At 55.8% G+C, this 24332-nt stretch carries 28 protein-coding genes and 1 pseudogene; 12 read left to right on the top strand and 17 right to left on the bottom strand.

Annotated features, from left to right (window positions below; translation table 11 throughout):
• Positions 1-8: 8 nt before the first annotated feature.
• The gene (locus BJ887_RS10105; protein WP_014171591.1) at positions 9-701 is read right to left on the bottom strand and encodes a response regulator; all 693 of its coding nucleotides are present in this window, start codon (positions 699-701) and stop codon (positions 9-11) included.
• Positions 691-2316 (bottom strand): sensor histidine kinase, encoded by a 1626-nt coding sequence (locus BJ887_RS10100; protein ID WP_121339824.1) that lies wholly within the window; start codon positions 2314-2316, stop codon positions 691-693. Before BJ887_RS10100 ends, BJ887_RS10105 begins: the two co-directional genes overlap by 11 nt.
• 345 nt (positions 2317-2661) lie before the next feature.
• Between BJ887_RS10100 and BJ887_RS10095 the strand changes: the two genes are divergently transcribed.
• The 8 genes from BJ887_RS10095 to citG are packed head-to-tail and all read left to right on the top strand — an operon-like array spanning position 2662 to position 9979.
• Positions 2662-4023 carry a 2-hydroxycarboxylate transporter family protein gene (locus BJ887_RS10095; RefSeq protein ID WP_014171589.1) on the top strand — a complete coding sequence of 454 codons (1362 nt, stop codon included), beginning with the start codon at positions 2662-2664 and terminating at the stop codon, positions 4021-4023.
• Positions 4024-4040: 17 nt separating this feature from the next.
• Positions 4041-4904 carry a fumarylacetoacetate hydrolase family protein gene (locus BJ887_RS10090; RefSeq protein WP_014171588.1) on the top strand — a complete coding sequence of 288 codons (864 nt, stop codon included), beginning with the start codon at positions 4041-4043 and terminating at the stop codon, positions 4902-4904.
• Positions 4905-4914: 10 nt separating this feature from the next.
• Positions 4915-5940, top strand: a complete 1026-nt coding sequence (gene citC / locus BJ887_RS10085) for a [citrate (pro-3S)-lyase] ligase (RefSeq protein WP_014171587.1) — start codon at positions 4915-4917, stop codon at positions 5938-5940.
• Between the two features lie 16 nt (positions 5941-5956).
• Positions 5957-6250, top strand: a complete 294-nt coding sequence (citD, locus tag BJ887_RS10080; protein WP_020883681.1) for a citrate lyase acyl carrier protein — start codon at positions 5957-5959, stop codon at positions 6248-6250.
• Positions 6247-7122 (top strand): citrate (pro-3S)-lyase subunit beta, encoded by an 876-nt coding sequence (gene citE / locus BJ887_RS10075; RefSeq protein ID WP_014171585.1) that lies wholly within the window; start codon positions 6247-6249, stop codon positions 7120-7122. The genes citD and citE overlap by 4 nt, the downstream gene beginning before the upstream one ends.
• Positions 7123-7132: 10 nt before the next feature.
• Complete coding sequence (gene citF, locus BJ887_RS10070) at positions 7133-8650, top strand: citrate lyase subunit alpha (protein ID WP_121339823.1); 1518 nt, start codon at positions 7133-7135, stop codon at positions 8648-8650.
• Positions 8651-8652: 2 nt separating this feature from the next.
• Positions 8653-9192, top strand: coding sequence for a citrate lyase holo-[acyl-carrier protein] synthase (gene citX / locus BJ887_RS10065; RefSeq protein ID WP_049023391.1), 540 nt, complete (start codon positions 8653-8655; stop codon positions 9190-9192).
• Positions 9170-9979 carry a triphosphoribosyl-dephospho-CoA synthase CitG gene (gene citG / locus BJ887_RS10060; protein WP_121339822.1) on the top strand — a complete coding sequence of 270 codons (810 nt, stop codon included), beginning with the start codon at positions 9170-9172 and terminating at the stop codon, positions 9977-9979. The genes citX and citG overlap by 23 nt, the downstream gene beginning before the upstream one ends.
• Positions 9980-9997: 18 nt before the next feature.
• On the opposite strand, the gene BJ887_RS10055 is transcribed toward citG, so the two are convergent.
• The 4 genes from BJ887_RS10055 to mutY all read right to left on the bottom strand — a co-directional run bounded on the left by BJ887_RS10055 (position 9998) and on the right by mutY (position 13983).
• Complete coding sequence (locus tag BJ887_RS10055; RefSeq protein WP_121339821.1) at positions 9998-11254, bottom strand: nucleoside permease; 1257 nt, start codon at positions 11252-11254, stop codon at positions 9998-10000.
• A gap of 244 nt (positions 11255-11498) precedes the next feature.
• Positions 11499-12575 (bottom strand): membrane-bound lytic murein transglycosylase MltC, encoded by a 1077-nt coding sequence (mltC, locus tag BJ887_RS10050; RefSeq protein WP_025203253.1) that lies wholly within the window; start codon positions 12573-12575, stop codon positions 11499-11501.
• 56 nt (positions 12576-12631) lie between these two features.
• Positions 12632-12904: an oxidative damage protection protein gene (locus tag BJ887_RS10045; RefSeq protein ID WP_013098674.1), complete on the bottom strand. Its 273-nt coding sequence runs from the start codon at positions 12902-12904 to the stop codon at positions 12632-12634.
• Positions 12905-12930: 26 nt separating this feature from the next.
• Entirely contained in the window at positions 12931-13983 is a 1053-nt protein-coding gene (gene mutY, locus BJ887_RS10040) for an A/G-specific adenine glycosylase (protein ID WP_181012589.1), read from the bottom strand.
• Between the two features lie 144 nt (positions 13984-14127).
• Here mutY and trmB point away from each other — a divergent pair, with 144 nt between their 5' ends.
• Genes trmB through BJ887_RS10025 form a run of 3 tightly spaced genes read left to right on the top strand, consistent with a single transcriptional unit; the run spans position 14128 to position 15946 of the window.
• Complete coding sequence (gene trmB, locus BJ887_RS10035; protein ID WP_020883687.1) at positions 14128-14847, top strand: tRNA (guanosine(46)-N7)-methyltransferase TrmB; 720 nt, start codon at positions 14128-14130, stop codon at positions 14845-14847.
• The gene (locus BJ887_RS10030; protein WP_020883688.1) at positions 14847-15173 is read left to right on the top strand and encodes a YggL family protein; all 327 of its coding nucleotides are present in this window, start codon (positions 14847-14849) and stop codon (positions 15171-15173) included. Before trmB ends, BJ887_RS10030 begins: the two co-directional genes overlap by 1 nt.
• 56 nt (positions 15174-15229) lie before the next feature.
• Positions 15230-15946, top strand: a complete 717-nt coding sequence (locus tag BJ887_RS10025) for a DUF2884 domain-containing protein (protein ID WP_121339820.1) — start codon at positions 15230-15232, stop codon at positions 15944-15946.
• Positions 15947-16007: 61 nt separating this feature from the next.
• On the opposite strand, the pseudogene BJ887_RS10020 reads toward BJ887_RS10025, so the two are convergent.
• The 6 genes and pseudogenes from BJ887_RS10020 to BJ887_RS09995 all read right to left on the bottom strand — a co-directional run bounded on the left by BJ887_RS10020 (position 16008) and on the right by BJ887_RS09995 (position 19747).
• A pseudogene (locus BJ887_RS10020) lies at positions 16008-16369 on the bottom strand (endonuclease domain-containing protein).
• Positions 16370-16432: 63 nt separating this feature from the next.
• Entirely contained in the window at positions 16433-17575 is a 1143-nt protein-coding gene (gene hemW / locus BJ887_RS10015; RefSeq protein WP_121339819.1) for a radical SAM family heme chaperone HemW, read from the bottom strand.
• Positions 17568-18161, bottom strand: coding sequence for an XTP/dITP diphosphatase (locus tag BJ887_RS10010; RefSeq protein ID WP_047956088.1), 594 nt, complete (start codon positions 18159-18161; stop codon positions 17568-17570). Before BJ887_RS10010 ends, hemW begins: the two co-directional genes overlap by 8 nt.
• Positions 18162-18164: 3 nt before the next feature.
• Positions 18165-18461 carry a DUF167 family protein YggU gene (gene yggU / locus BJ887_RS10005; protein WP_014885193.1) on the bottom strand — a complete coding sequence of 99 codons (297 nt, stop codon included), beginning with the start codon at positions 18459-18461 and terminating at the stop codon, positions 18165-18167.
• Positions 18458-19024 (bottom strand): YggT family protein, encoded by a 567-nt coding sequence (locus tag BJ887_RS10000; RefSeq protein WP_014171570.1) that lies wholly within the window; start codon positions 19022-19024, stop codon positions 18458-18460. Before BJ887_RS10000 ends, yggU begins: the two co-directional genes overlap by 4 nt.
• A 21-nt stretch (positions 19025-19045) precedes the next feature.
• Positions 19046-19747, bottom strand: coding sequence for a YggS family pyridoxal phosphate-dependent enzyme (locus BJ887_RS09995; RefSeq protein ID WP_121339818.1), 702 nt, complete (start codon positions 19745-19747; stop codon positions 19046-19048).
• A gap of 17 nt (positions 19748-19764) precedes the next feature.
• Here BJ887_RS09995 and BJ887_RS09990 point away from each other — a divergent pair, with 17 nt between their 5' ends.
• Positions 19765-20745, top strand: a complete 981-nt coding sequence (locus BJ887_RS09990) for a type IV pilus twitching motility protein PilT (protein ID WP_121339817.1) — start codon at positions 19765-19767, stop codon at positions 20743-20745.
• 10 nt (positions 20746-20755) lie between these two features.
• Here the strand turns inward: BJ887_RS09990 and ruvX are convergent, their stop codons facing one another.
• From ruvX to endA, 5 genes are all read right to left on the bottom strand, one after another.
• Positions 20756-21172 (bottom strand): Holliday junction resolvase RuvX, encoded by a 417-nt coding sequence (gene ruvX / locus BJ887_RS09985; RefSeq protein ID WP_014171567.1) that lies wholly within the window; start codon positions 21170-21172, stop codon positions 20756-20758.
• Positions 21172-21732: a YqgE/AlgH family protein gene (locus BJ887_RS09980; RefSeq protein WP_020883695.1), complete on the bottom strand. Its 561-nt coding sequence runs from the start codon at positions 21730-21732 to the stop codon at positions 21172-21174. Before BJ887_RS09980 ends, ruvX begins: the two co-directional genes overlap by 1 nt.
• A gap of 86 nt (positions 21733-21818) precedes the next feature.
• A complete protein-coding gene (gshB, locus tag BJ887_RS09975) occupies positions 21819-22766 on the bottom strand; it encodes a glutathione synthase (RefSeq protein WP_020883696.1) in 948 nt (315 codons plus the stop codon).
• Between the two features lie 39 nt (positions 22767-22805).
• Positions 22806-23537: a 16S rRNA (uracil(1498)-N(3))-methyltransferase gene (gene rsmE, locus BJ887_RS09970; protein WP_121339816.1), complete on the bottom strand. Its 732-nt coding sequence runs from the start codon at positions 23535-23537 to the stop codon at positions 22806-22808.
• Between the two features lie 52 nt (positions 23538-23589).
• Positions 23590-24297, bottom strand: a complete 708-nt coding sequence (endA, locus tag BJ887_RS09965) for a deoxyribonuclease I (RefSeq protein ID WP_063156839.1) — start codon at positions 24295-24297, stop codon at positions 23590-23592.
• Positions 24298-24332 lie beyond the last annotated feature (35 nt).

Genomic DNA, 24332 nt, shown 5'->3' with positions numbered 1-24332 from the left:
GTCAGGGCTCACACCGCACTTCTTTTATACATCCTCCGTGGATGCCCAATCTTTCCGTACAACATCTCTACGCTCAGAAACCCCGCCTCCACGCAGTGCTCCAGATAGCGTCGGGTGGTGGTTTTACTTAATCCTGTCTCCTGCACGACTTCGTCGACGGAAAAACAGTGTGTCGCCTTGTCGTTAAACAACGCCTGTACCCGTGCCAGCGTATTCTCCTCAATGCCTTTGCTGCCGTTATCCAGACGGTAGTTTTTCGCCTGCAGCTGGTAGAGCGAGTCGACGTTCTGCTGGTCGACAATCTTCCAGACCCGCTGTTGTTCGGCAAACTGCACAAAGCGTTCAAGCGACTGGCTGAGGCGTTTCCAGGAGACCGGCTTCAGGATGTAATCAAAGGCGCCATTCCGGATGGCCTGGCTGCAGGTGTCCATGTCGCTGGCAGCAGTAATGAAAATCACCGAACAGTTGGCGCGGGTGAGCATGGGGTCATTGATCAGTGTGATCCCTTTACCGTCCGGCAGATAGTTATCCAGCAGCATAAGCTGCGGCTGTTTGCTTTCAAGCTGGACCTGGGCGGCAGCGAGAGACGAGGCGATCCCTACCAGCCTCAGGCGCGGATGTTTACCGATAAGTTCCGCGTGCAGTTGCGCCAGTTCGTTCTCGTCTTCAACAATCAATACGTCGATAAGTTCATGTTGCATAGTCGGTATCTTCCAGTTGCTGGGCGGGACGCCGGGCGGGAATAAACAGTGAGAAAATGGCGCCGCGCGGGGTGTTATCGGCAATTTCTATCGCGCCGCCAGCCTGCGTAACATAGCTTTCGATCAGATACAGGCCAATCCCGTGATCGCCGCGTGCTTTGGTGGTGATGCCGCGTTCAAATATCCTGTCACGGATCTCCGGTTTGATGCCAACGCCCTGGTCGGCCACTTCGATAATAAGCTCCTGCTCGCTCAGTTTGATCAGCACTTCGACCGGTGCATGGGGAAGCGGTGAGCGCTGCGTCGCTTCGATGGCGTTATCCAGCAGGTTGCCGATGATTGAGATCAGCTCTTCTTCAGCCAGCGACGGGAACGGCCTGTCCAGCCGGCAGGCCGGGTCAAAACTGAGCTCGACCCCTTTCTCCCGCGCGCGGGCGGCTTTACCCAGCAGCAGGCCACACAGGGTCGGGGAGCTGAAGCGGGAAGAGATAAAGTCCAGCAGCTCCTGAGCATGTTCCGACTGCGCCTGAATATAGCCAATCGCCTCTTCATAGCGGCCCATGTGCAGCAGGCCGGACAGGGTGGTCATGCGGTTCAACTGCTCATGACGCATGATGCGCAGGTTATCGACATAGCGTTTAACCTGGCTGAGCTGGGCGCTAAGCGAGTCAATTTCATTCCGATCGCGGAAAGTGATCACCCAGCCCTGCAGCGAATCCTCAAGCATGATGCGCACCCGGCTGGCAATCACCGTGAGGGTGTTAAAACGGCAAATTTCATCATGGGTATCTTTCGCCAGCATCGTCTGCGTCGAGAAGAACGGGACAGGGTCGATAACCTGGCTAATCAGCTGCCCGCGCAGTTCACGGGCTGGCTGGCTCAGGCCAAGCAGCTTGCGTGCCGCCTGGTTTATTACCTCGATGCGCAGCTCATCATCAATGGCGATCACCCCTTCATAGATAGACTCCATCATCGCCTTTTGCTGGCGCACCAGCAGGCCGATTTCCCGTGGCTCCAGGGAGAAGATCTGCTTCTTGATACTGCGGGTAAAGAACCAGGAGAAGATAAAGAGCGCAATCAACAGCAGCACGGCGGCCAGCAGGATATTGACCACTTTACTGACGGTAATGGTATCAAGGTAGCTGGTGAGATAACCCACCGAGACAATCCCTACCACTTGCCCCGCATCGTTGAAGATGGGCGCTTTGCTGCGCAGCGAAATACCCAACCCCCCTTTGCGGATGGTGGTGGTGCTTTTTCCCTGCAGGACCTCCTCATTGTCTCCACCGATAAGCGTCTTGCCCACTCTGTCGGCAAAGACCGAATGAAAAAGATGCAGACCTTTATTATCCCCAATCACAATAAAGCTGGCATCACTGTGAGCGGCAATTTTCTGCATAAAATCATGGATGGCTTTGATATCTTTTTGTTCAACTTCATCACGTAATGAGGGAATAAGTGCGATCTCTTCCGCCTGTATTTTGGCTCGCGCACTCATTTCCTGATAAAGCTGCTTTCCGACATCGACGTAATAATATCCGCCCAGTAACGCAAAAAGTACTGAGAAAAAGGCGACCAGCGAAATAAACAGCTTAATCTGAAACGATACTTTCATAACTATCACGCGAGGTAGCAGCAAAGATTGCCAATATATCATCTTTTTTCGCGCGGATGCCCGGTTTGCCGAAAACTTGTGATCCCTTGCACAGCAGGCCCTGTAAAAGAATTTTCCGAATAGCCTATGCGCCTGAAGCCGTCTGGAGAAATGTTATTTGATTGTTCGTTTTAGAAAAGAAACCATAAAAACCACGGCAATAAATAAGGCGTAAATCACATTAAATAAAAGAAACCATTAAAACCATAGCTGCCATAAAAACTTCGCTTTTAATATGCCATCCCTCACATAAAGTAAGCCTTTGTGACTCTAAGCTGAACGCACAAAATAACTAAGGGGCTTATTATGAGCACAACTGACGATTCTTTCTCTGTTACCCACGACCCGATTGATATTCAGCGACCATCACTCAAAGAGCGCTGGTGGCATATTATGGATACGTGGAAAATCGGAATTATCCCTCTGCCACTTTTTGTCCTGGCCGGCGCGCTGATTGCCATTGATTGCCTCGGCGGCAAACTGCCCAGCGATATCGTGGTGATGGTCGCCACGCTCGCGTTCTTCGGTTTTGCCTGCGGTGAGTTTGGCAAGCGCCTGCCGATTGTCGGTAAACTCGGCGCGGCGGCGATTTGCGCCACCTTTATTCCTTCGGCACTGGTCTATTACGGTCTGCTGCCGGATGTGGTGGTGGAGTCCACCACGAAGTTCTACAAATCCACCAACATTCTGTATCTCTACATCTGCTGCATCATTGTCGGCAGCATCATGAGCATGAACCGCACCGTGCTGATTCAGGGCTTCCTGCGCATCTTCTTCCCGATGCTGTGCGGCGAAATTGTCGGCATGATTGTTGGCATGGGCGTAGGGATAGCGCTGGGCCTTGAGCCATTCCAGATCTTCTTCTTTATCATTCTGCCGATTATGGCGGGCGGTGTTGGGGAAGGGGCGATCCCGCTCTCCATCGGCTATGCCACCCTGCTGCATATGGACCAGGGCGTGGCGCTCGGTCGCGTTCTGCCTATGGTTATGCTCGGCGGCCTGACGGCAATCATCATCTCCGGCTGCCTCAATCAGCTCGGTAAACGTTACCCGCACCTGACCGGCGAAGGCCAGCTGATGCCTAACCGTGCGAATACTGATGAAACCACCGCACAGCCTGCGTTCTCCGGTAAAGCAGACGTCACCACGATCGCTTCTGGCGCACTGCTGGCCGTTCTGCTCTACATGCTGGGGATGCTCGGCCACAAGCTGATTGGCCTGCCCGCACCGGTTGGCATGCTGTTTATGGCGGTGCTGGTCAAGCTTTGCAATGGTGCTTCTCCGCGTCTGCTGGAAGGCTCTCAGGTGGTGTATAAATTCTTCCAGACGTCAGTAACCTACCCCATTCTCTTCGCCGTGGGCGTGGCCATTACCCCCTGGCATGAGCTGGTCGCCGCATTCACGCTGACCAACCTGCTGGTGATTGTCAGCACCGTCTCCGCGCTGGTGGCGACCGGTTTCTTCGTGGGCAAAAAGATTGGCATGCACCCGATTGATGTCGCCATCGTCTCCTGCTGCCAGAGCGGTCAGGGCGGTACCGGTGACGTGGCGATTCTGACCGCAGGTAACCGTATGAGCCTGATGCCCTTCGCCCAGATTGCTACCCGTATCGGCGGCGCGATTAACGTCTCTATCTCTCTGCTGATACTGGGCAACTTCCTCGTTTAAGTTTTCAGGAAAGAACAATGAAACTCGCAAGCTTTTTATACCAGGGAACACGCAGCTACGGCATCGTTCAGGCCGAAGGTGTGATTGATTTAGGTCGCCGTCTCGGCGACCGCTACAGCGACCTCAAAGCGCTGCTGCAGGGCAACGGGCTGGCCGAGGCCACCCGTTATCTCAACGACGCCGTGGATGTCCCTCTGAATGCCATCACCTTCTTACCGGTGATTGAGCAGCCGGAAAAAATCCTCTGCGTGGGCATGAACTACGCCGACAAACGCAAAGAGTTTGACCAGCACAACCCGGCGCCGACGCTGTTCGTCCGCTTCCCGGATTCGCAGACCGGCCATAACGAACCGGTGCTGAAGCCGCGTCACTCCAGTGAATTCGACTACGAAGGAGAGCTGGCGGTCATCATCGGCAAAGCCGGAGAGAACATCAGCCGTGATGAGGCGCTGCGCCATGTGGCGGGTTACAGCTGCTATATGGACGGCTCCGCCCGCGACTGGCAGCACACCTGGTTTACGGCGGGCAAGAACTGGCGTCAGACCGGAGCGTTTGGCCCGTGGATGGCGACGGCTGATGAGATCCCGGACCCGCACCAGTTGGCGATCCGCACCTGGCTTAACGGCCGTATGGTGCAGGAAGACAACACCAGCAGCATGATCCACAAGGTCGCGGAGCTTATCGAATACATCAGCACCTTTACCCGCCTCAGCCCGGGCGATGTGATCATCACCGGCTCCCCTGGCGGCGTGGGCAAAAAGCGCAACCCGCCGCTGTTCATGAAAGAGGGCGATCGCATTGAGGTGGAGATCGAGCATATCGGTCATCTGAGCAATGTGATCATGGAAGCGCCCGCCACCGGGCTTGCGGCAGCACACTGAGTAAAACGGCATGAACAGTCAACCCACTATCGATTTTCGCCACACCCTTGTGGCGAAACACCCGGAACGCTTAAGCCAGATCCGTTACCTGCTGGCAGACAGCGGCCTTGGCCTGGACAACGACATCACGCTGTTTGTCGAAGCCTGGTCCGGCACGCAGCTGGTGGGTTGTGCCGGGCTTGCCGCTAACGTCATCAAGTGCGTGGCGGTAAACGAGCAGCTTCGTGGGGAGAACCTCAGCGCACGGTTGCTGGCAGAGGTGGAAAACGCGGCGCTGGAGCGCGGCCATTTTCACCTCTTCCTCTGCACCCGTCCGTGCAACAAGGAGCGCTTTGGCCGCAGCGGCTTCTGGCCGATTGCCCAGAGCGGGAACAACGCGGTGCTGATGGAAAACACCCCGCAGGGGATCCAGCGCTACTGCCGCGCGCTCAAGTGTCAGCGCAAGGCCGGGAAGAAGATTGGCGCGATCGTGATGAATGCGAATCCGTTTACCCTCGGCCACCGGCATCTGGTCGAGCAGGCCGCGGGGCAGTGCGATGCGCTGCATCTGTTTGTGGTGCGCGAGGATGCCTCGTTCTTCCCGTTCAGCGCCCGGCTAGAGATGGTACGGGCGGGCGTGGCGCATCTGCCGAACGTGATTGTGCATGAAGGATCGCAGTACATCATCTCCCGCGCCACGTTCCCGGCCTACTTCCTGAAAGAGACCGGCAAAGTACAGCAGGCGTGGAGCGAAATCGATGTGCTGATCTTCCGGGACTTCATCGCCCCGGCGCTGGGTATTACGCATCGCTTTATCGGCTCGGAGCCGTTTTGCGATATCACCCGTCAGTACAACCAGACGCTGCACGACCTGCTGGCCTCGCAGATTGACGTGGTGGAAATGCCGCGCATCAAGGTCACCGGCAACGCTATTTCCGCGTCGGAAGTCCGCCGCTTGCTCAAGACACAGCAGTTTTCCCGGATCCGGGAGATTGTCCCGGACTCCACCTTCGCGCACCTCGAAACGCATTACCGTGCGAGTGCGGAAGTCGCATAACTATCAGGAATTTATCATGAAAATTGTAAGGGAGGCGCTGGCCGGTACGCAGGAGTCCAGCGACCTGATGGTAAAAATTGCCCCCGCTCAGGGTGAGCTGGAAATTATCATCCACAGTGAAGTGATTAAGCAGTTTGGCGAACATATTCGCCAGGTCGTTAACGACACATTGCGCGCCATGAACGTGCACCAGGGATTAATTATTGTTGAAGATAAAGGGGCGCTGGACTGTGTGATACGCGCCCGCCTGCAAAGCGCGCTCCTGCGCGCAGCCGATGAGCCGACACTCAATTGGGGGGCGCTGAAATGAGCAAACTCCGCCGCAGTATGCTGTTCCTGCCGGGCGCAAACGCCGCCATGCTCTCTACGGCATTTATCTACCGCCCGGACTCCATCATGTTTGACCTTGAAGACGCCGTCGCCCTGCGCGAGAAGGATACCGCGCGCATGCTGGTGTTTCATGCCCTGCAGCACCCGATGTATCAGGATATCGAAACCGTGGTGCGCATTAACCCGCTGAGCACGCCGTTTGGCTTGCTGGATCTGGAAGCCGCCGTGCGGGCAGGGGTGGACGTGATTCGATTGCCGAAAACCGACACCCCAGAGGATATCGATGAGCTGGAAGGGCATCTGGCGCGTATCGAGCGTGAATGCGGGCGCGAGCCGGGCTCGACCCGCGTCATGGCGGCTATTGAATCGGCGATTGGGGTGATTAACGCCGTGGCCATTGCCCGCAGTTCTCCGCGCTTAATCGGGATCGCGCTGGCCGCCTTTGATTATGTGATGGACATGCAGACGGAACGCGGGGATGGCACTGAGCTGTTTTATGCCCGCTGTGCCGTGCTGCACGCCGCCCGCGCCGCGGGTATCGACGCTTTCGACGTGGTGTGGTCGGACGTTAACGATGAAGCCGGCTTCCTGCGCGAGGTCGATTTGATCCGCAAGATGGGCTTTAACGGTAAATCGCTGATTAACCCACGTCAGATTGACCTGTTACATAACGCCTATGCCCCAACCCAGCAGGAAGTGGATCACGCGAAACGGGTGATTGAAGCGGCAGAAGAGGGGGAGCGTAACGGCCTGGGCGTCGTGTCGCTCAACGGCAAAATGGTCGATGCCCCTATTATTAACCACGCGCAGATGGTGCTGGAACGCGCGGCGGCCTCCGGCGTGCGTCGTTAAGGATTACACAATGAATCAGACAGAACTTCTCCATGTGAATTTCCCCCATCTGCGGGACTTAAAACCGTTTGATGCCGCCCACAGCGCAACACCATGGCTGAACAGCCCTGACGAAAAACACACCCGTAAGCTCTGTGCTTCGGTCGAAGAGGCGGTGTTACGCAGCGGGTTACAGGACGGGATGACCGTCTCCTTCCACCACGCGTTTCGCGAAGGCGACCGGGTGATCAATACCGTCGTGGCGCTGCTTGCGCGTATGGGCTTTAAAAACCTGACGCTGGCTTCCAGCTCGCTGATGACCTGTAACGACGCGCTGATCGAACACATCGAAAGCGGCGTTATCACCCGGATTTACACCTCCGGTATGCGTGGCAAGCTGGCGGACGCTATCTCACACGGGTTGATGGCCGAGCCGGTACAAATTCACTCCCACGGCGGGCGCGTGAAGCTGTTGCAGGACGGCGAGCTGAATATCGACGTGGCGTTTCTTGGCGTGCCGTGCAGCGATGAATTTGGCAACGCCAACGGCACGCACGGGAAATCGTGCTGCGGCTCGCTTGGCTATGCAATGGTGGACGCGCATTTCGCCCGCAAGGTGGTGCTGCTGACCGAAGAACTGTTGCCGTTCCCGAATATGCCCGCCAGCCTGGTGCAGGATCAGGTGGATTACATTGTGCAGGTGGAGAGCGTGGGTGATCCGGCGAAAATCAGCGTCGGTGCAGCTCGCGTGACCAGTAATCCGCGTGAGCTGATGATTGCCCGCTACGCGGCGGATGTGATTGAACATTCAGGCTATTTCAAACCCGGTTTTTCCATGCAGACCGGCTCCGGTGCGGCGGCTACCGCCTGTACCCGCTTTATGGAGGAGAAAATGGAGCGCAGCGGCGTGAAGGCGCGCTTCGCGCTCGGGGGCATTACCGGCAGCCTGGTGGATCTGCACGAGAAAGGCCTGATCGAAAAGCTGCTCGATACCCAGTGTTTCGACGGCCAGGCCGCGGCCTCGCTGGCACGAAATCCGAATCATGTGGAGATCTCCACCAACGTTTATGCCAACCCCGGCAGCAAGGCAGCAAGCTGCGACCAGCTTGATGTGGTGATCCTCAGCGCCCTGGAAATTGACGTCGATTTTAACGTCAATGTTATTACCGGCTCTGACGGCGTAATGCGTGGGGCATCCGGCGGACATTGTGATGTGGCCGCGGCGGCGAACCTGACCATCGTGGTCGCCCCCCTGCTGCGTAGCCGTATTCCAACCGTCGTGAAGCGGGTGACCACCCGGCTGACGCCCGGGGAGAGCATCGACGTGCTGGTTACCGATCACGGCATCGCGGTTAACCCGGCACGCCCGGAAATCCGCGAACGACTGCTTGCCGCAGGTCTCAACGTTGTCGATATCAACGCGCTTTTCGAGCGGGCGATATCACTGACCGGCGTACCAAAACCCATTGAGTTTACCGACAAAATCGTCGGTGTGATCCGCTACCGCGACGGCAGCGTCATCGACACCGTTCGACAGGTGAAGGAGTAATGATGACTGTAGCGACACCCGTGCGGGCGGGTGTCAGCCTGGAGGAGCTGCTGGCGGCGAAAGAGCGCCGTGCAGCACGCCAGACTGACTGGCTCACGCACTATCAACAACCGGTGATTTCTCTCACGCTCGTCACCCCCGGGGAGATCAAAGACAGCCTGCGCTATCGCAATACGATGGGCGTGGCATTGCAGATGTGCGACCAGCTGCTGTGGGAAAACCGCTGGCAGGTGCTGGACCGCCAGGTGCTGTGGCTGCCCACCGGGCCAGAAGCAATCTGGTGCGTGGCGCATCCGGCGGCGGAAATCAAAGCGCACTGTACGGATCTGGAGCAGACTCACCCACTCGGCAGGCTGTGGGATTTGGATGTGATCTGCCCGGTACAGGGGCATGTGGGGCGCCAGTCTTTAGGGTCACACCTCCGGCGCTGTCTGGTATGTGATGAGCCTGCCCACGCCTGTTCCCGTTCGCGTAAGCATCCTGTAGAGCAGGTGGTGGCTCGCGTGGAGAAGATGATCGATGACTGGTTTGCTCGCGACTAACCCGCAGCCATGCGATGTGCCAGGGCTCGCCGAAGAGGCGTTATGGCAGGAGCTGACGTTGACGCCCAAGCCGGGTCTGGTCGATAAGCTCAACAACGGTGCACACCGCGATATGGACCATGCGCTGTTTGCCCGCAGTATTGCGGCCATCACCCCGTGGTTTGCGCGCTTTGCAGAACTGGGTCATACCCATGCGGATAAACCCGCGGCGGAACAATTACGGATCATTCGCCCGATGGGCATTGCCTGTGAACAGGCAATGTACGCTGCAACGTGCGGGGTGAACACGCATAAAGGCGGCATTTTTGCCCTCGGTTTGCTGTGCTTTGCCGCCGGACGTGTGAAACACGCCACGGCTGAGAGCCTCTGTAGTGAGGTGAGTCACCTCTGTCGCGGGCTGGTGGCGCGTGAGCTGGCAGCGCGCAGTGGACAGGCGACGGCAGGGGAGCGGCAGTTTCAGCAGTATGGTTTAACCGGCGCGCGGGGCGAAGCGGAAAGCGGTTTTGCTACGGTGCGTGCAGCGCTGGCGCAATGGAACGGGCACGCGCTGCATGACCTGCTGCTGCGCCTGATGGCGATGAATCAGGACAGTAACCTGGTGTCGCGCGGCGGTATGGAAGGGCTGCGCTATGTGCAGGGGTATGCGCGGGCATTACTGACGCGTGGCTGGGATCGTGATGCATTAATACAGATGGACAATGCGCTCGTTGAACGGAATTTAAGCCCGGGGGGCAGTGCGGATTTATTGTCGGTAGGATGGGTGTTGGCGAAATTACCCCTCTCCTGAAAGGAGAGGGGATAATCATTAATGCGCGATAGGCTGCGCAGCGTGCGGTTCGCGTACGTGCTTGTACTTGAACAGTGCGATAAACGCGAAGAACAGTACCAACGAATACGCGGCGAAGATAAGCCACACGGGCTGCCAGTTGGTGATGCCGTTAGTGGTGTACGTCTCAACCACTTTACCGCTCACCACACCGCCCAGAATACAGCCGAAGCCGTTGGTCATCATCAGGAACATACCCTGAGCACTGGCGCGGATTTCAGGTTTCACCTCTTTTTCCACAAACACCGAACCAGAGATGTTGAAGAAGTCGAAGGCGCAGCCGTAAACAATCATCGACAGAACCAGCAGCACGGTACCGAACGGGCTTGGGTCGCCGTAGGCAAACAGACCGAAGCGCAACATCCATGCAGCGATACTGATCAGCATGACGTTCTTGATGCCGTAGCGGCTCAGGAAGAACGGGATGGTCAGGATGAACAACGTCTCAGAGATCTGAGAGATGGACATCATCACTGACGCATGTTCAACGATAAAGCTGCCAGAGAACAGCGGGTTATTGTCGAAGCTGTGCAGGAAGGTGTTGCCGAACATGTTGGTGATCTGCAGTTCCGCACCCAGCAGCATGGAGAAGATAAAGAAGATCGCCATACGTTTGTTTTTAAACAGCGCAAAGGCGTCCAGACCGAGCATGGTGCTCCAGCTCTGGTTTTTCTGCTGGTTAGACACCGGAATATGCGGCAGGGTCAGGGTGAACAGCGCCAGCACCACGGAGAGTGCCGCCCCGATGTAGAGCTGCATATGGCTCAGTTCGAAGCCTGCGAAGCTCACGCCCCACATTGCCATGATAAAGCCGATGGTGCCCCAGATACGGATTGGCGGGAAATCGGTGACGATTTCCATACCGGCAGATTTCAGGCGGTAGTAGGAGATGGTGTTGATCAGGCCAAGCGTTGGCATGTAGGCCAGCGAGTTAAACAGGATCACCATGAACATCGCCCCCGGCGTGGTGACCTGGGCTGCCATAAACAGCGTCCCCGCACCCACCAGATGGCAAAGCATGTACAGCCATTTCGCACTTAACCATTTATCCGCCACGATACCCAGCAGCGTTGGCATAAAGACAGCCGCAATGCCGAGCGAGCTGTAGACGGCACCGATAGACGCACCATCGAACTTGAGCGTCACAAACATATAGGAGCCGAGTGTAGTCAGCCAGCTACCCCACAGGCAGAACTGCAGAAACGACAATATTTTAAGCTGCAGCTTAAGGTTCATGTTACTTTCCTCACAAGTGAGCGGGAGATATGTTGTTATAGGAACATTCAGGGTTGTTATTTGATGCAATTCTATCAGCAGGCGAGGTTATGTTTTGTTACCTCCCGCAAAAAAATGCAATCCACATTAATTTGCAGTTTGGATTGTGATGCAAATAACATTTTCGTATGGGTGGGGCGGGGAGGGAGCGATCTGATGCCCTCACCCTGGCCCTCTCCCACAGGAAGAGGGCAGGGTAAAGGGTTTAGCGTCGACGGTAGTTTTTTTGCGCCGTGTTCACTTTATACAGATAACGACGGGATTCCGCAGACGGGTGTCGGGTGGTGAGCGTGGAATAGACATCCCCCGGCGCCATACTGTTGATGATATTCGCCGCCTGCACTTTGTCACTCGAGAAGACACGCAGGACGCTGCCCGCTCCGCCGTTATACGCGGTGATCACCGCATAGCGACGTGATGTCGGGTTATCAATTCCCCCCAGGTAGACATTGTTGAGCATCGCCAGGTAGGCGGTGCCGGTATCAATGTTGCTTTGCGGATCGAACAGATAACTGCGGCTCGGCGTACCGGATTTACCCTGAGCGCGGAAGACGTCTTTACCTGCGCTGTGTTGCACGACCTGCATCAGTCCCAGCGCGTCGGACCGGCTTACCGCGTACGGGTTAAACGACGATTCGGTCTGCATGATCGCCAGGATCAGCGACTCATCCACGCCGTACTTACGCGAGGCCTGACGCACCATGCCAATGTACTTATGCGCACGTTTGTCGAGGTGGTTCGGCACGAGGTTGATGGTGACGCTGTAGATGATCTTCAGGCCGTTAGAGCGACTTTTCAGGCGCGTCTGCAGCAGATAATCGGCAAATTTTGTGGCACGCCCTTCCCAGCGGATGGCCTGTCCGGTCTGATCGACAACCTGGCCGTACAGGAACGGTTCTTTGGAGATGGTGATGTCATCGGCGTCGGAGTAGAGATCGATTGAGCCTGGATCGTCACCCATCAGTAAGGTTTTCACGATCGCCTGACGTAACCGTGCGGCAGGTTCGGTGCCTGCGATGGTTTCAACCGTGATAGTCCCCTCGTCAAAGTTGATATGGCTTCGGGTCTGATAGGCGTCGGTGTACTTAACGTAGTCCTTAGGTCCGGCAATAAGAACTTCGTTAAATCCCCATATATTTTCGATGTTATGGGCAAACTGCCCCATCAAAATGTCAAAACCGTTGGTGTCCTTTATCCAGGCTTCGTTGTAATCATCGCCTTTTTTGGAAGAACAAGAGACAAGCAACGGCGCAACAAGGGCTAGCGCTAAAAATTTTTTCATCATTCCGGGAGTGCGTGTTGTGTTTGCTTGTACGGCGGAGTTGCCCCCGCACGCTGTTATTTTTCCGGCGGCGTATAGCCTTCAATGTGGACGTCTTTGCCTTCGAACAGGAAGTTCACCATCTCCTGCTCAAGCAGTTTGCGGTGCTCCGGGTTCATCATGCTGAGTTTCTTCTCGTTGATCAGCATGGTCTGTTTTTTCTGCCACTGTCCCCAGGCTTCTTTGGAAATTTCGTTATAGATGCGCTTACCCAGTTCGCCCGGATAAAGCTGGAAATCCTGGCCTTCAGCGTCACGCTGCAGGAAAGTACAAAAAATAGTTCTGGCCATACTCATTCCTCTGTTGGTGGCTGATGCTAAACCATTGCACCGGCACGTAATTGCTGTAACAGGCGCTCCACGGGAGCCGCCAGCCCGACTGATGGCGGTTGCGCTAAGTTATACCAGAGAGCCGCTCCTTCATCCATGCAGGCGGTGATTGAGGACACGGGAAGCCACATCGGTACAATATCCAGATGGAAATGGCTAAAGGTATGACGAAACGCGGTCAGCTGCGTCAGGTTATCGGCAGCGATGCCGCGCTGTTTAAGCCATTCCCGTAACAATTCTTCATCTTCAAACTGTGGGAAGCAGTATAGACCACCCCACAGGCCGCTCGGCGGCCGCTGCGCCAGAAAGACGCCTTCGCCATGCTGCATCAACAGCATGTAGCCGGTGCGCTCTGGCAGCGTCTGCTTTGGCTTTTTGCCCGGATACTGCGCCCATGCGTGGTTCGCATAAGCCACGCAGAGATTATTAACCGGGCAAAGTTCGCATTTCGGTTTTGATCGCGTGCAGACCATGGCCCCCAGGTCCATCATCGCCTGGTTAAAGCGCTCCACGCCTTTTGCCGGGGTAACCGCTTCGCTGATCTCCCACAGCCGTTTTTCGACCTCTTTTTTTCCCGGCCAGCCGTCAACGGCATAGCATCGTGCGAGGACGCGCTTCACGTTGCCGTCAAGGATCGGGAAATGCTTGCCTAAAGACAGGGAGAGGATCGCGCCTGCGGTTGAACGTCCGACGCCGGGCAAATCGGCCACTTCATCGAAGGTTTCCGGAAATGTGCCGTGGTGTCGGGTCGCCACCTGCTGCGCGGCTTTATGCAGATTGCGCGCACGGGCGTAGTAACCGAGACCGGTCCACAGGTGCAGCACCTCGTCTAATGGCGCATTGGCCAGGTCGGTCACCGTTGGGAAACGTGCCATAAAGCGCTCGAAGTAGGGAATCACCGTAGCGACCTGCGTTTGTTGCAACATCACTTCGGAGAGCCATACTTTGTAAGGCGTTTTTTCAATTTGCCAGGGCAGGGTTTTACGCCCGTATTTGTCGTACCAGTCCAGCACCTGGGCTGAAAATTGAGAGGCTTGCATGGTCATCGATTCGTATAATCAGGGACGCCGATTGCAGCACAGCGTCAATCTGCTGTAAACCGGATCTTTCCCATGCTTGCATAGAAGCCTTAACTTTGGATAATGCCCGTTTCCCGAACATTCTCACAAGCAGACAACTCTTTTATGAAAAACGACGTCATTTCACCGGAATTTGATGAAAACGGTCGCCCGCTGCGCCGTATTCGCAGCTTTGTCCGCCGTCAGGGTCGCCTGACCAAAGGGCAGCAACATGCGCTGGACAACTACTGGCCGGTGATGGGCGTTGAGTTCAGCGAGCAGCCTCTGGACTTTACCGAGCTGTTTGGCCGCGACGCGCCGGTAACACTGGAGATTGGCTTCGGTATGGGGTCTTCACTGGTTACCATGGCCCACGCGCGCCCGGAGCAAAATTTCCTCGGTATTGAGGTGCACTCGCCAGGCGTAGGCGCATGTCTGGCAACGGCTCATGAAGAGGGCGTTGAGAACCTGCGCGTTATGTGTCACGACGCGGTTGAAGTGCTGCACAAAATGATTCCTGACAATTCTTTGACCATGGTTCAGCTCTTTTTCCCTGACCCGTGGCACAAAGCACGGCATAATAAACGCCGTATCGTTCAGGCGCCGTTTGCTGAGCTGGTAAAAAGTAAGCTGAAACTGGGCGGTGTCTTCCATATGGCGACCGACTGGGAACCTTATGCGGAACATATGCTGGAAGTCATGTCGTCTCTGGACGGGTATAAAAACCAGTCTGCAAGCAACGACTATGTACCGCGTCCGGATTCACGTCCGGTGACAAAATTTGAACAGCGTGGCCATCGTCTTGGTCACGGCGTATGGGACTTAATGTTCGAGAGGGTGAAATAATGGCAAAGAATCGTAGCCGTCGTCTGCGTAAAAAAATGCACATCGAAGAATTCCAGGAAGTGGGCTTCTCCGTTGCGTGGCGTTTCCCGGAAGGCACCAGCGTAGACCAGATCGATCAGGACGTAGATGCGTTCATTAATGAAGTGATCGAGCCAAACAAGCTGGCCTTTGATGGTAGCGGTTACCTGGCATGGGAAGGTCTGATCTGCACCCAGGAAGTCGGTAAATGCACCGAAGAACATCAGGCGCTTGTGCGCAAATGGCTTGAAGACCACAAACTGGAAGATGTCCGCGTCAGCGAACTTTTTGACGTTTGGTGGGACTAATTAAGCAGTAAGGGGCCAGCATTAGCTGGCCCATTTTGTCTGAGGGAGTGTTTAAGATGCGCAAAACGTTGCTGGCTGTTGCCTTAATGGCAATCGGATTCACCGCTCATGCGGAGTATAAATGTAGCGTCACCCCGCGTGATGACGTGGTGTTAAGCCCGCAAACCGTGCAGGTCAAAGGCGAGAACGGTCATCTGGTGATTACGCCGGACGGGAACGTCACATTTAACGGTAAACAGTACAACCTGACCCCCGCTCAGCGTGAGCAGGCGAAAGACTACCAGGCCGATTTGCGTACCGCGCTGCCGTGGATTGATGAAGGTGCCCTGACGCGCGTAGAGAAGAGCCGCGTCGCGCTGGATAAGATCATCACCAAAGAGGTGGGTGAGAGCAGTAACATGCGCACCCGCCTGACGAAGCTCGACAAACAGCTGAAAGAGCAGATGAACCGCATTATTGAGCATCGCTCCGACGGCCTGACGTTCCATTACAAGGCAATCGATCAGGTTCGTGCCGACGGTCAACAGCTGGTGAACCAGGCAATGGGTGGCATCCTGCAGGACAGCATTAACGAGATGGGGGCTAAAGCGGTGCTGAAAGGCGGCGGTAACCCACTGCAGGGCGTGCTCGGTAGCCTGGGTGGTCTGCAGACCTCGATTCAGAACGAGTGGAAGAACCAGGAAGACGATTTCCAGCAGTTCGGCAAAGACGTCTGTAAACGCGTGGTGTCGCTGGAAGATAGCCGCAAGGCGCTGGTGGGAACGCTGAAGTAATTTCCCCTCACCCTAACCCTCTCCCCAAAGGGGCGAGGGGATGGTTTGCGCCCTCTCCCTTTTAGAGAGAGGGCCGGGGTGAGGGTTGCAGCATTTGCAGTGTTTCAAGGATCTTTTCTAACACCGCTTCTTCGTTATTCCAGAGTTCGTTGTTCCAAAATCGAATGACATACCAGCCTTTCTCGTTAAGCCAGCACGTTCTTTGACGATCGTATTCCTGCTTTTCATCATGTTGCCCGCCATCCAGTTCAATAGCCAGATGAGCCGCGCAGCAGGCGAAACCAGAATGTAGTGATCTACAGGATGTTGTCGACGAAATTTATAATTTTCGAAACGGCGGATGCGCAGTAGATACCAAAGCCGTCTTTCTTCTTTTGTCAGCTCCCGTCTAAGCTGTTTTGCATAAGTACGAGTAATATCCATCCCCACACTCTGCCAGCCTTTCCCTCAGCCGGCAGAATGGGGTGCAAAATCCTGAATCAGCCTTCAGGAATCTTCTGCGAGGAACAACTCAAGGAGGGAGTTTAAAAACAGTTTGCCGTGCTCGGTGATCTGCCAGTAATCCTCACACTCGGTGAGATATCCCTGCGCCAGCGCCTCGTCAATCTGCGGACGAATCGTGGCTTCCGGCAATCCGGTATAACGCGCAAACTCCGCACGTGGTGCGGGTTCCAGCAAGCGGAAGCGGTTCATAAAGAACTCAAACGGTTTATCCGTCGCCTCAACATCATGCTGACGTTCAAGGTAGCGGCCTTCCATGTAACCACGCGGATGACGCGTTTTGGCGGTACGCAGGATGCGCCCGTCAGGGAAGGTCACTTTACCGTGTGCGCCACAGCCAATCCCCAGATAATCACCAAAGCGCCAGTAGTTCAGGTTGTGCTGACACTGGTAACCCGGCTTCGCGTATGCGGAGGTTTCGTACTGCTGATAACCTGCTGCGGTCAAAAGCTGATGACCTTGCTCAAAGATATCCCACAGGGCGTCATCATCCGGCAGCACCGGCGGACGGGAACCAAACAGCGTGTTTGGCTCAATAGTCAGCTGATACCAGGAGAGATGCGGTGGGTTAAGCGCGATCGCCTGACGCAGATCGTCCAGCGCTTCCTCCAGCGACTGGTCCGGCAGGCCGTGCATCAAATCCAGGTTAAAGCTGCGCAGGCTTAAGCCAGTGGCCAGGTTTGCTGCTCGCTTTGCCTCTTCCGGGCCGTGAATGCGTCCCAGACGTTTCAGCTTCGGCTCGCTAAAGCTCTGGACACCGATCGAGATGCGGTTTACGCCTGCACGTTGATAATCGACAAAACGGTCGGCTTCAACGGTGCCGGGGTTGGCTTCCATCGTTATTTCAGCATCCGCGGCCAGGTTCAGGCGCGCACGCACGCCGTCCAGCAGCGTTTGCATCGCCGGGCCAGAAAGCAGGCTCGGCGTACCGCCACCAATGAAAATGGTCTTAACTTCACGTCCCTGTGCGTAAGGTACATCGGCATCCAGGTCGGCCAGCAGATGCGCAACGTAGTCATCATGCGGCACTTCACCTTTCAGCGCGTGCGAGTTGAAATCGCAGTACGGGCATTTCTGCACGCACCACGGGATGTGAATATAAAGACTCAGAGGCGGCAAATTAGCCATTACGCAGTGCTTCCAGTAACAGTTTCAGGGCGCGTCCACGGTGGGAAATCGCGCTTTTCTCTTCGCGGGACAGTTCCGCAGCGGTTTTGCCCTCAGACGGGACAAAGAAAATCGGGTCGTAGCCAAAGCCACCACTGCCTGCCGCTTCACGGGTAATCACCCCCGGCCAGCTGCCGTGGCAGACGACTGGCGTAGGGTCTTCGGCATGACGCAGATAGACCAGTACACAGTGGAACTGAGCCTGGCGTTTATCATCTGGCACGTCTTTCAGCGCGATAAGCAGCTTTTCCAGATTCTGCTGGTCGGTGGCATCGACGCCTGAATAGCGTGCGGAGTAGATACCCGGCGCACCGCCAAGGGCATCTACCGCCAGACCGGAGTCGTCGGCAATCGCGGGCAAACCGGTAATCTGTGCGGCATGGCGCGCTTTCAGGATCGCGTTTTCGATAAACGTCAGCCCTGTCTCTTCGGCGGAATCCACACCCAGTTCGGTCTGTGCAACGACATCCAGTCCAAAATCATTTAATAGCGAGGCCAGCTCGCGCACTTTACCGGCGTTACCGGTAGCGAGAACAACTTTCTGCATGGTTTAATCCTGCTCTGTCAGCGCCGCGACTTCCGTCGGGATAGATTGCGGGTTGAGAATTTTTACCTGTTTATGCCGCCCAAGTTCACCTTTCTCGATGATCACCTGGCTTTTGGCGACACGAAACTGTTTTGCCAGATATTTGGTCAGATGCGCATTCGCCTGGCCATCAACCGGTGGGGCAGTGATGGCGACTTTTAGCTCGTCGCCATGCAGTCCAACAATACTGTCACGGCTGGCTTTCGGCTGAATATACAGCCGTAAAACCAGCCCGTCAGCGCAGGTGCTCACTGCACTCATAGCGCCATCCACAGCCCCGGCAGCAGCATATCGCCCGTGGACTGTAACAGCTCAGCGATTCCCATATTCACGACGTACAGCAGCAGAACCAGGATCATCGGAGAGAAATCGATGCCGCCCATAGATGGAAGCAGGTTACGGATTGGACGCAGCAGCGGTTCAGCCAGCTGAATTAACGCGTACTCCACCGGGCTACGGCCCTGGCTTACCCAGCTCATGATCGCCATGACCAGCAGCACCCAGAAGATCAGCAGACCGACGGTTTTTATCAGGATCAGAACGGCGGCAATCCAGATTATCGGCTGGAAGGTGATAACCATAAACAGCACAATCGCTTTGATAACGCTCAGAATAAACGCGACCAGCAGAGAAGCACTGTCAATGGGGCCCATCGCCGGAATGACGCGACGCAGCGGTCCTACGATAGGTTGCGTGATTTTCACGACAAACTGCGAGAACGGATTGTAAAAATCACAGCGGGCCCACTGCATCCAGACGCGCAGTAACAGCGCCATCGTATACAGCTCAATGACCGTTGAAAGCAGGAAAGTCAACGTCTTCATGGCGTTCCTCAGGTTTCCTTATTATTGGTTGTAATCGCGCGCACCGAAAATTGCCGTGCCGATGCGCACCATAGTGCTGCCTGCCGCGATGGCGGCTTCCATATCATCCGACATGCCCAGAGAAAGCGTGTCTACCGTTTCATAGCGCCCTTTAAGCGCCTCAAATGCTACAGCCATTTGCTGTGCCACGGCAAACTGCCTTTCATAACTTGACTCCGGTGCCGGGATGGCCATCAACCCGCGCAGGGTTAAGCGCGGCAGTGCCGCGACGTCTGCTGCCAGCGCATCCAGTTCTTCCAGCGCAATACCGGACTTGCTGTTTTCGTCACTGATGTTGACCTGAATCAGCACATTCAGCGGCGGTAACGCTTCAGGGCGCTGGTCGTTCAGACGCGAAGCAATACGCAAACGGTCAATGGTATGGCACCAGTCGAAATGTTCAGCGACCAGACGGCTTTTGTTCGACTGCAAGGGGCCAATAAAGTGCCATTGCAGATCCGTCTTCCCCTGTTCCTGGAAGAAGCGAATTTTATCCACGCCCTCCTGCACGTAGTTTTCACCAAACGCATGCTGACCCGCCTCAATCGCATCTGCGATGGCGCTCGCAGGCTTGGTTTTACTCACTGCAAGTAACGTAATTTCTTCTGAAGCACGGCCGCAACGTGTTGCTGCAGCTGAGATTTTGTCCCGGACCTGTGCCAGGTTGTGCGCAATGTCGTTCATTTTCCGAGGAGTATTGTATGGATGTGGAAGAAATTGTGGCCCTTAGTGTAAAGCATAATGTCTCCGATCTACACCTGTGCAGTGATTCGCCACCGCGCTGGCGCAGATCAGGTCGTCTTGAACCCGCACCGTTTCCGCCGCCCGAAGTCGATACGCTATTAAAAGCGTGGCTCAACGATGAACAGCAGGGAACGTGGTGGGCGAACGGGCAGGTGGATTTTGCCGTTACCCTGGCGGGCAATCAGCGCCTGCGCGGAAGCGCGTTTAAACAGACAAGCGGCGTCTCAATGACGCTGCGGCTGTTGCCCGGGGTCTGCCCGCAACTCTCCGTGTTGGGGGTGCCCCGGGTTGTTCCTGAGCTGTTATCCAGTGACAACGGGCTAATTCTGGTCACCGGGGCAACCGGCAGCGGTAAGTCCACTACGCTGGCAGCGATGGTGGATTTTCTTAATCACCATACTGACGGGCATATTCTGACGCTCGAAGACCCGGTGGAGTTTCTGTACCAGAGCGAACGCTGCCTGATCCAGCAGCGCGAGATTGGCCAACACAGCCCGTCATTTGCCGACGCGCTGCGCGGGGCGTTACGCCAGGATCCTGATGTCATACTGCTGGGAGAGCTGCGCGACAGTGAAACAATCCGCCTCGCGCTGACGGCGGCAGAAACCGGACATCTGGTGCTCGCGACACTGCATACCCGCGGGGCAGCGCAGGCGATTGAGCGGCTGGTCGATACGTTTCCGGCGCAGGAGAAAGATCCGGTGCGCAATCAGCTGGCCGGCAGCCTGCGGGCGGTGCTGGCGCAAAAGCTCCTCCCCGATGCGCAGGGCGGGCGCGTGGCGCTTTATGAGCTGCTGGTGAATACTCCGGCGGCGGCGAATCTCATTCGCGAAGGAAAAACGTGGCAATTGCCCGGTATTATTCAAACCGGCCAGCAGGCGGGGATGCAGAACTTTGACCAGAGCCTGGCTGAAAGACGGGCGCAGGGGCAACTCTAGGCCCCGGCGCTCAATAACCCTGTTCGAAATAGCTTTCGAGAATGATGACAGCGGACGCGGAGTCAACGCTGCCTTTGTTGAGAGCCCTGAAGCCGCCGTGTTCAAAAAGACCTGCACGTGCTTCAACGGTGCTCAGACGCTCGTCGTGGAGCTTCACGGAGACGCCAAAGCGGCCATGGATTTTATTGGCGAACTTACGCGCTCGGGCGGTAAGCGGTTGTTCAGTGCCATCCATGTTCAGCGGTAACCCAACGATGACGTCATCCGGCTGCCACTCTTTTAGCAGGCGCTCAATGAGGTTCCAGTCCGGTGTGCCGTCACTGGCCTTCAGGGCCGTGAGTGGACGTGCGGTACCCGTGATTCGCTGACCCACGGCGACGCCTATGCTTTTGGTGCCAAAATCGAAGGCCAGAAGTGTTCCGCTCATCAGGCATGCCCCGCTACGCCAGGCATAGTCAGGATATCAATGCCGATCAGTTTCGCGGCGTCACGCCAGCGATCGGCAATAGGGGTTTTAAACAGAATGTTCATGTCCGCAGGCGCGGTCAGCCAGGCGTTATCGAGGATCTCTTGCTCAAGCTGGCCTTTCTCCCAGGAGGAGTAGCCCAGGGCCACCAGCACTTCCGACGGCTGCTCAGCGGTACCCAGCGTTTCGAGCACGTCGCGAGAGGTCGTAATGACGGTGTTGTCAGAGATGCGAATACTGGAAGAGAAGACCGGCGGCGTATGCAGGATAAAACCGCGATCCTCTGCGAGTGGCCCGCCCAGCATCACCGGTTTATCAAGCCTGATTTCCGGCAGACGCTCTTCAGCCGAAATTTTCAGCTTGTCCAGAATCCCTTCAACCTGCAGGTTTTCCAGCGGTTTGTTGATGATAATGCCCATCGCGCCGTCTTCATTGTATTCACAAATATAAACCACGGCGCGGCGAAAAATCGGATCCTGGAGAGCAGGCATGGCAATAAGAAAGTGATGCTGTAAATTCATTGTCAGAGGTACTGTTTCCTGGTTTAAAAAGCGACAGCCCCAGTATGCGGACAAACCGGGGTGCTGTCACTAATAGTATTGAAAGGTTATTTCTGTAAACGTTTCTCGATGGCGTCCATCAGCATTCCGGTGATCGAAATCGGGAATTCCGCTTCGATTTCACGAATACAGGTTGGGCTGGTCACGTTCACTTCGGTCAGACGATCGCCGATGATATCCAGGCCGACAAAAATCAGGCCCTTGGCTTTCAGTGTCGGGCCAACGCGGCGGGCAATTTCCCAGTCGCTTTCACTTAACGGGCGCGGCTCACCGCGGCCACCGGCCGCCAGGTTACCGCGGGTTTCGCCGCCCTGCGGGATACGCGCGAGGCAATACGGCACCGGTTCACCATCCACCACCAGAACGCGTTTATCGCCATCTTTAATGGCCGGGAGGTAGTTTTGTGCCATGCAGTAACGCGTGCCCAGCTCGGTCAGCGTTTCGGCAATCACCCCAATATTCGGGTCGCTCTCTTTCACGCGGAAAATAGATGCGCCACCCATGCCGTCCAGCGGTTTCATGATGATGTCGCCGTGTTTCTGCCAGAACGCTTTCAGCTGTGCCTTGTTGCGGGTCACCAGCGTTTCAGGCGTCAGGTCAGAGAACCATGCGGTGTAGAGCTTCTCGTTACAGTCGCGCAGGCTCTGGGGTTTGTTGACGATCAGCGTTCCTTTCTCTTCCGCGCGCTCAAGGATATAGGTGCAGTAGATGTATTCGGTGTCGAACGGAGGGTCTTTACGCATCAGAATGACATTGAGGTCGGCAAGGGCAATATCCTGCTCGGTGCCGAATTCATACCATTTGTCGTAATTCTGCTCGACGTTAACGATGCGGGTACGTGCGCGGGCTTCACCGTTGATCAGGTAAAGATCGTTCATCTCCATGTAGTGGAGTTCATAGCCGCGACGCTGCGCTTCCAGCAGCATCGCGAAGCTGGAATCTTTCTTGATGTTAATGTTTGCGATGGGATCCATCACGATGCCGAGCTTGATCATTTTCATCTCCGTTAAAAGCCTGAGGGCTCAGGCTTAGCGTTAACCCAGATCGCCAAAACGCACCTGTAGCGCGGTAATGGCTGTGAGTGCCGTTGTCTCAGTACGCAGAACGCGAGGTCCCAACAGAATATCAGTAAACTGGTAACGCGCCGTCATGGCAATTTCGTCAGCGGACAAGCCGCCTTCCGGACCAATCAGCAGGCGAACACGTTCAACGGGTAGCGGCAGCGTATTAATGCTGGCGCTGGCGCGTGGATGGAGATTGAGCTTCAGCCCACTTTCCTCTTCAGCACACCAGTCCTCCAGATCCATCGCCGGGCGGATCTCCGGAATACGGTTGCGGCCACTCTGTTCACAGGCAGCAATGGCAATTTTCTGCCACTGCTGGATCTTTTTATTCAGACGTTCCGCATCCAGTTTAACGCCACAGCGCTCAGAAAAAAGTGGCGTAATGAGGCTTACACCCAGTTCAATGGATTTCTGGATGGTGAACTCCATCTTTTCTCCGCGCGACATCACCTGTCCCAGGTGTATGTGCAGCGGAGATTCACGGTCATCCACTTCGCCGCGCAATATCGTTACATGCACGCTTTTTTTATCAGCACGCGTAATTTCCGCGTCGAAAACCTGATTAGAACCATCAAACAGCTGAATAGCTTGTCCTGCTCCCATGCGCAGTACGCGACCAACATGGTTGGCGGCATCGTCAGAGAGGGCAATTTCGCGGCCGATGGTAATCAGCTCAGGGTGGTAGATGCGAGGAATGCGCATAGTCAGAAATTCCATATGTCATGCGGTGTAAGCGAATTGCCGCTAGTGTAGGTTAGCTCTTTTGCGCCTGGCAAGCCCGCTGGACGTAAGGATTGTGATTACCCTGAACTTTCGCGATGCGCGCGTCACGCTGGCATTCCCATTCCGTCACCGGATATTGCTTGTCCCATGCGTTGAACAGCTGCGTCTGCTGGCGGGAAAGGTTGAGGTCGTAACGGTCACGCATATAGAAATAGGTTCGGGCGATACTGCCGCGCGCGCGGGCCGGGGGCTCAGCGACTTTCTCTTTAAAATCAACCTTCATGCCGCACTGGCCGTACTGACCCTCTCCGCCGTTCCACTGGCTGTACATAAAGTTGCCGCGATCGCCATTCACCTCGCCAACCGCGGGTTGCAGGTTGTGCATATCGCTTTCCATCTGGCGATAGACCGGATCTTTGGCGCAATTTTTACGACCGCCATCCTGCCAGCACTGACGCTGGTGGCCAAACTGCCATGCCGGCACCACATGTTCCCACTCGATGCGGCTGGCGCGGTTTTCATTCTTACGCACTTTATAGCCGCAGGATTCGAGATCAACGATCCCTTTTTTACCCTGCCAGTTAATCTTACAACCGCAATAAAAATCACCGGGAACATCCGCGTTGACCTTTACGCCCGCCGCTTTTGCCTGGGAGAAACTGTTAATACCGTCGGCCAGAGCCTGGCCGGAGAGTGCTGTCGCCAGAAAAACGACCGCGAGAGAAAAATTACGGGACATCTTACACTCCGTGTCAAAACGAGCCCGCAACGTAA

This window comes from Enterobacter sp. WPR_3_1, assembly GCF_003635055.1.
GTDB lineage: Bacteria > Pseudomonadota > Gammaproteobacteria > Enterobacterales > Enterobacteriaceae > Enterobacter > Enterobacter ludwigii.
This window is presented reverse-complemented; position numbering and strand designations above follow the sequence as displayed.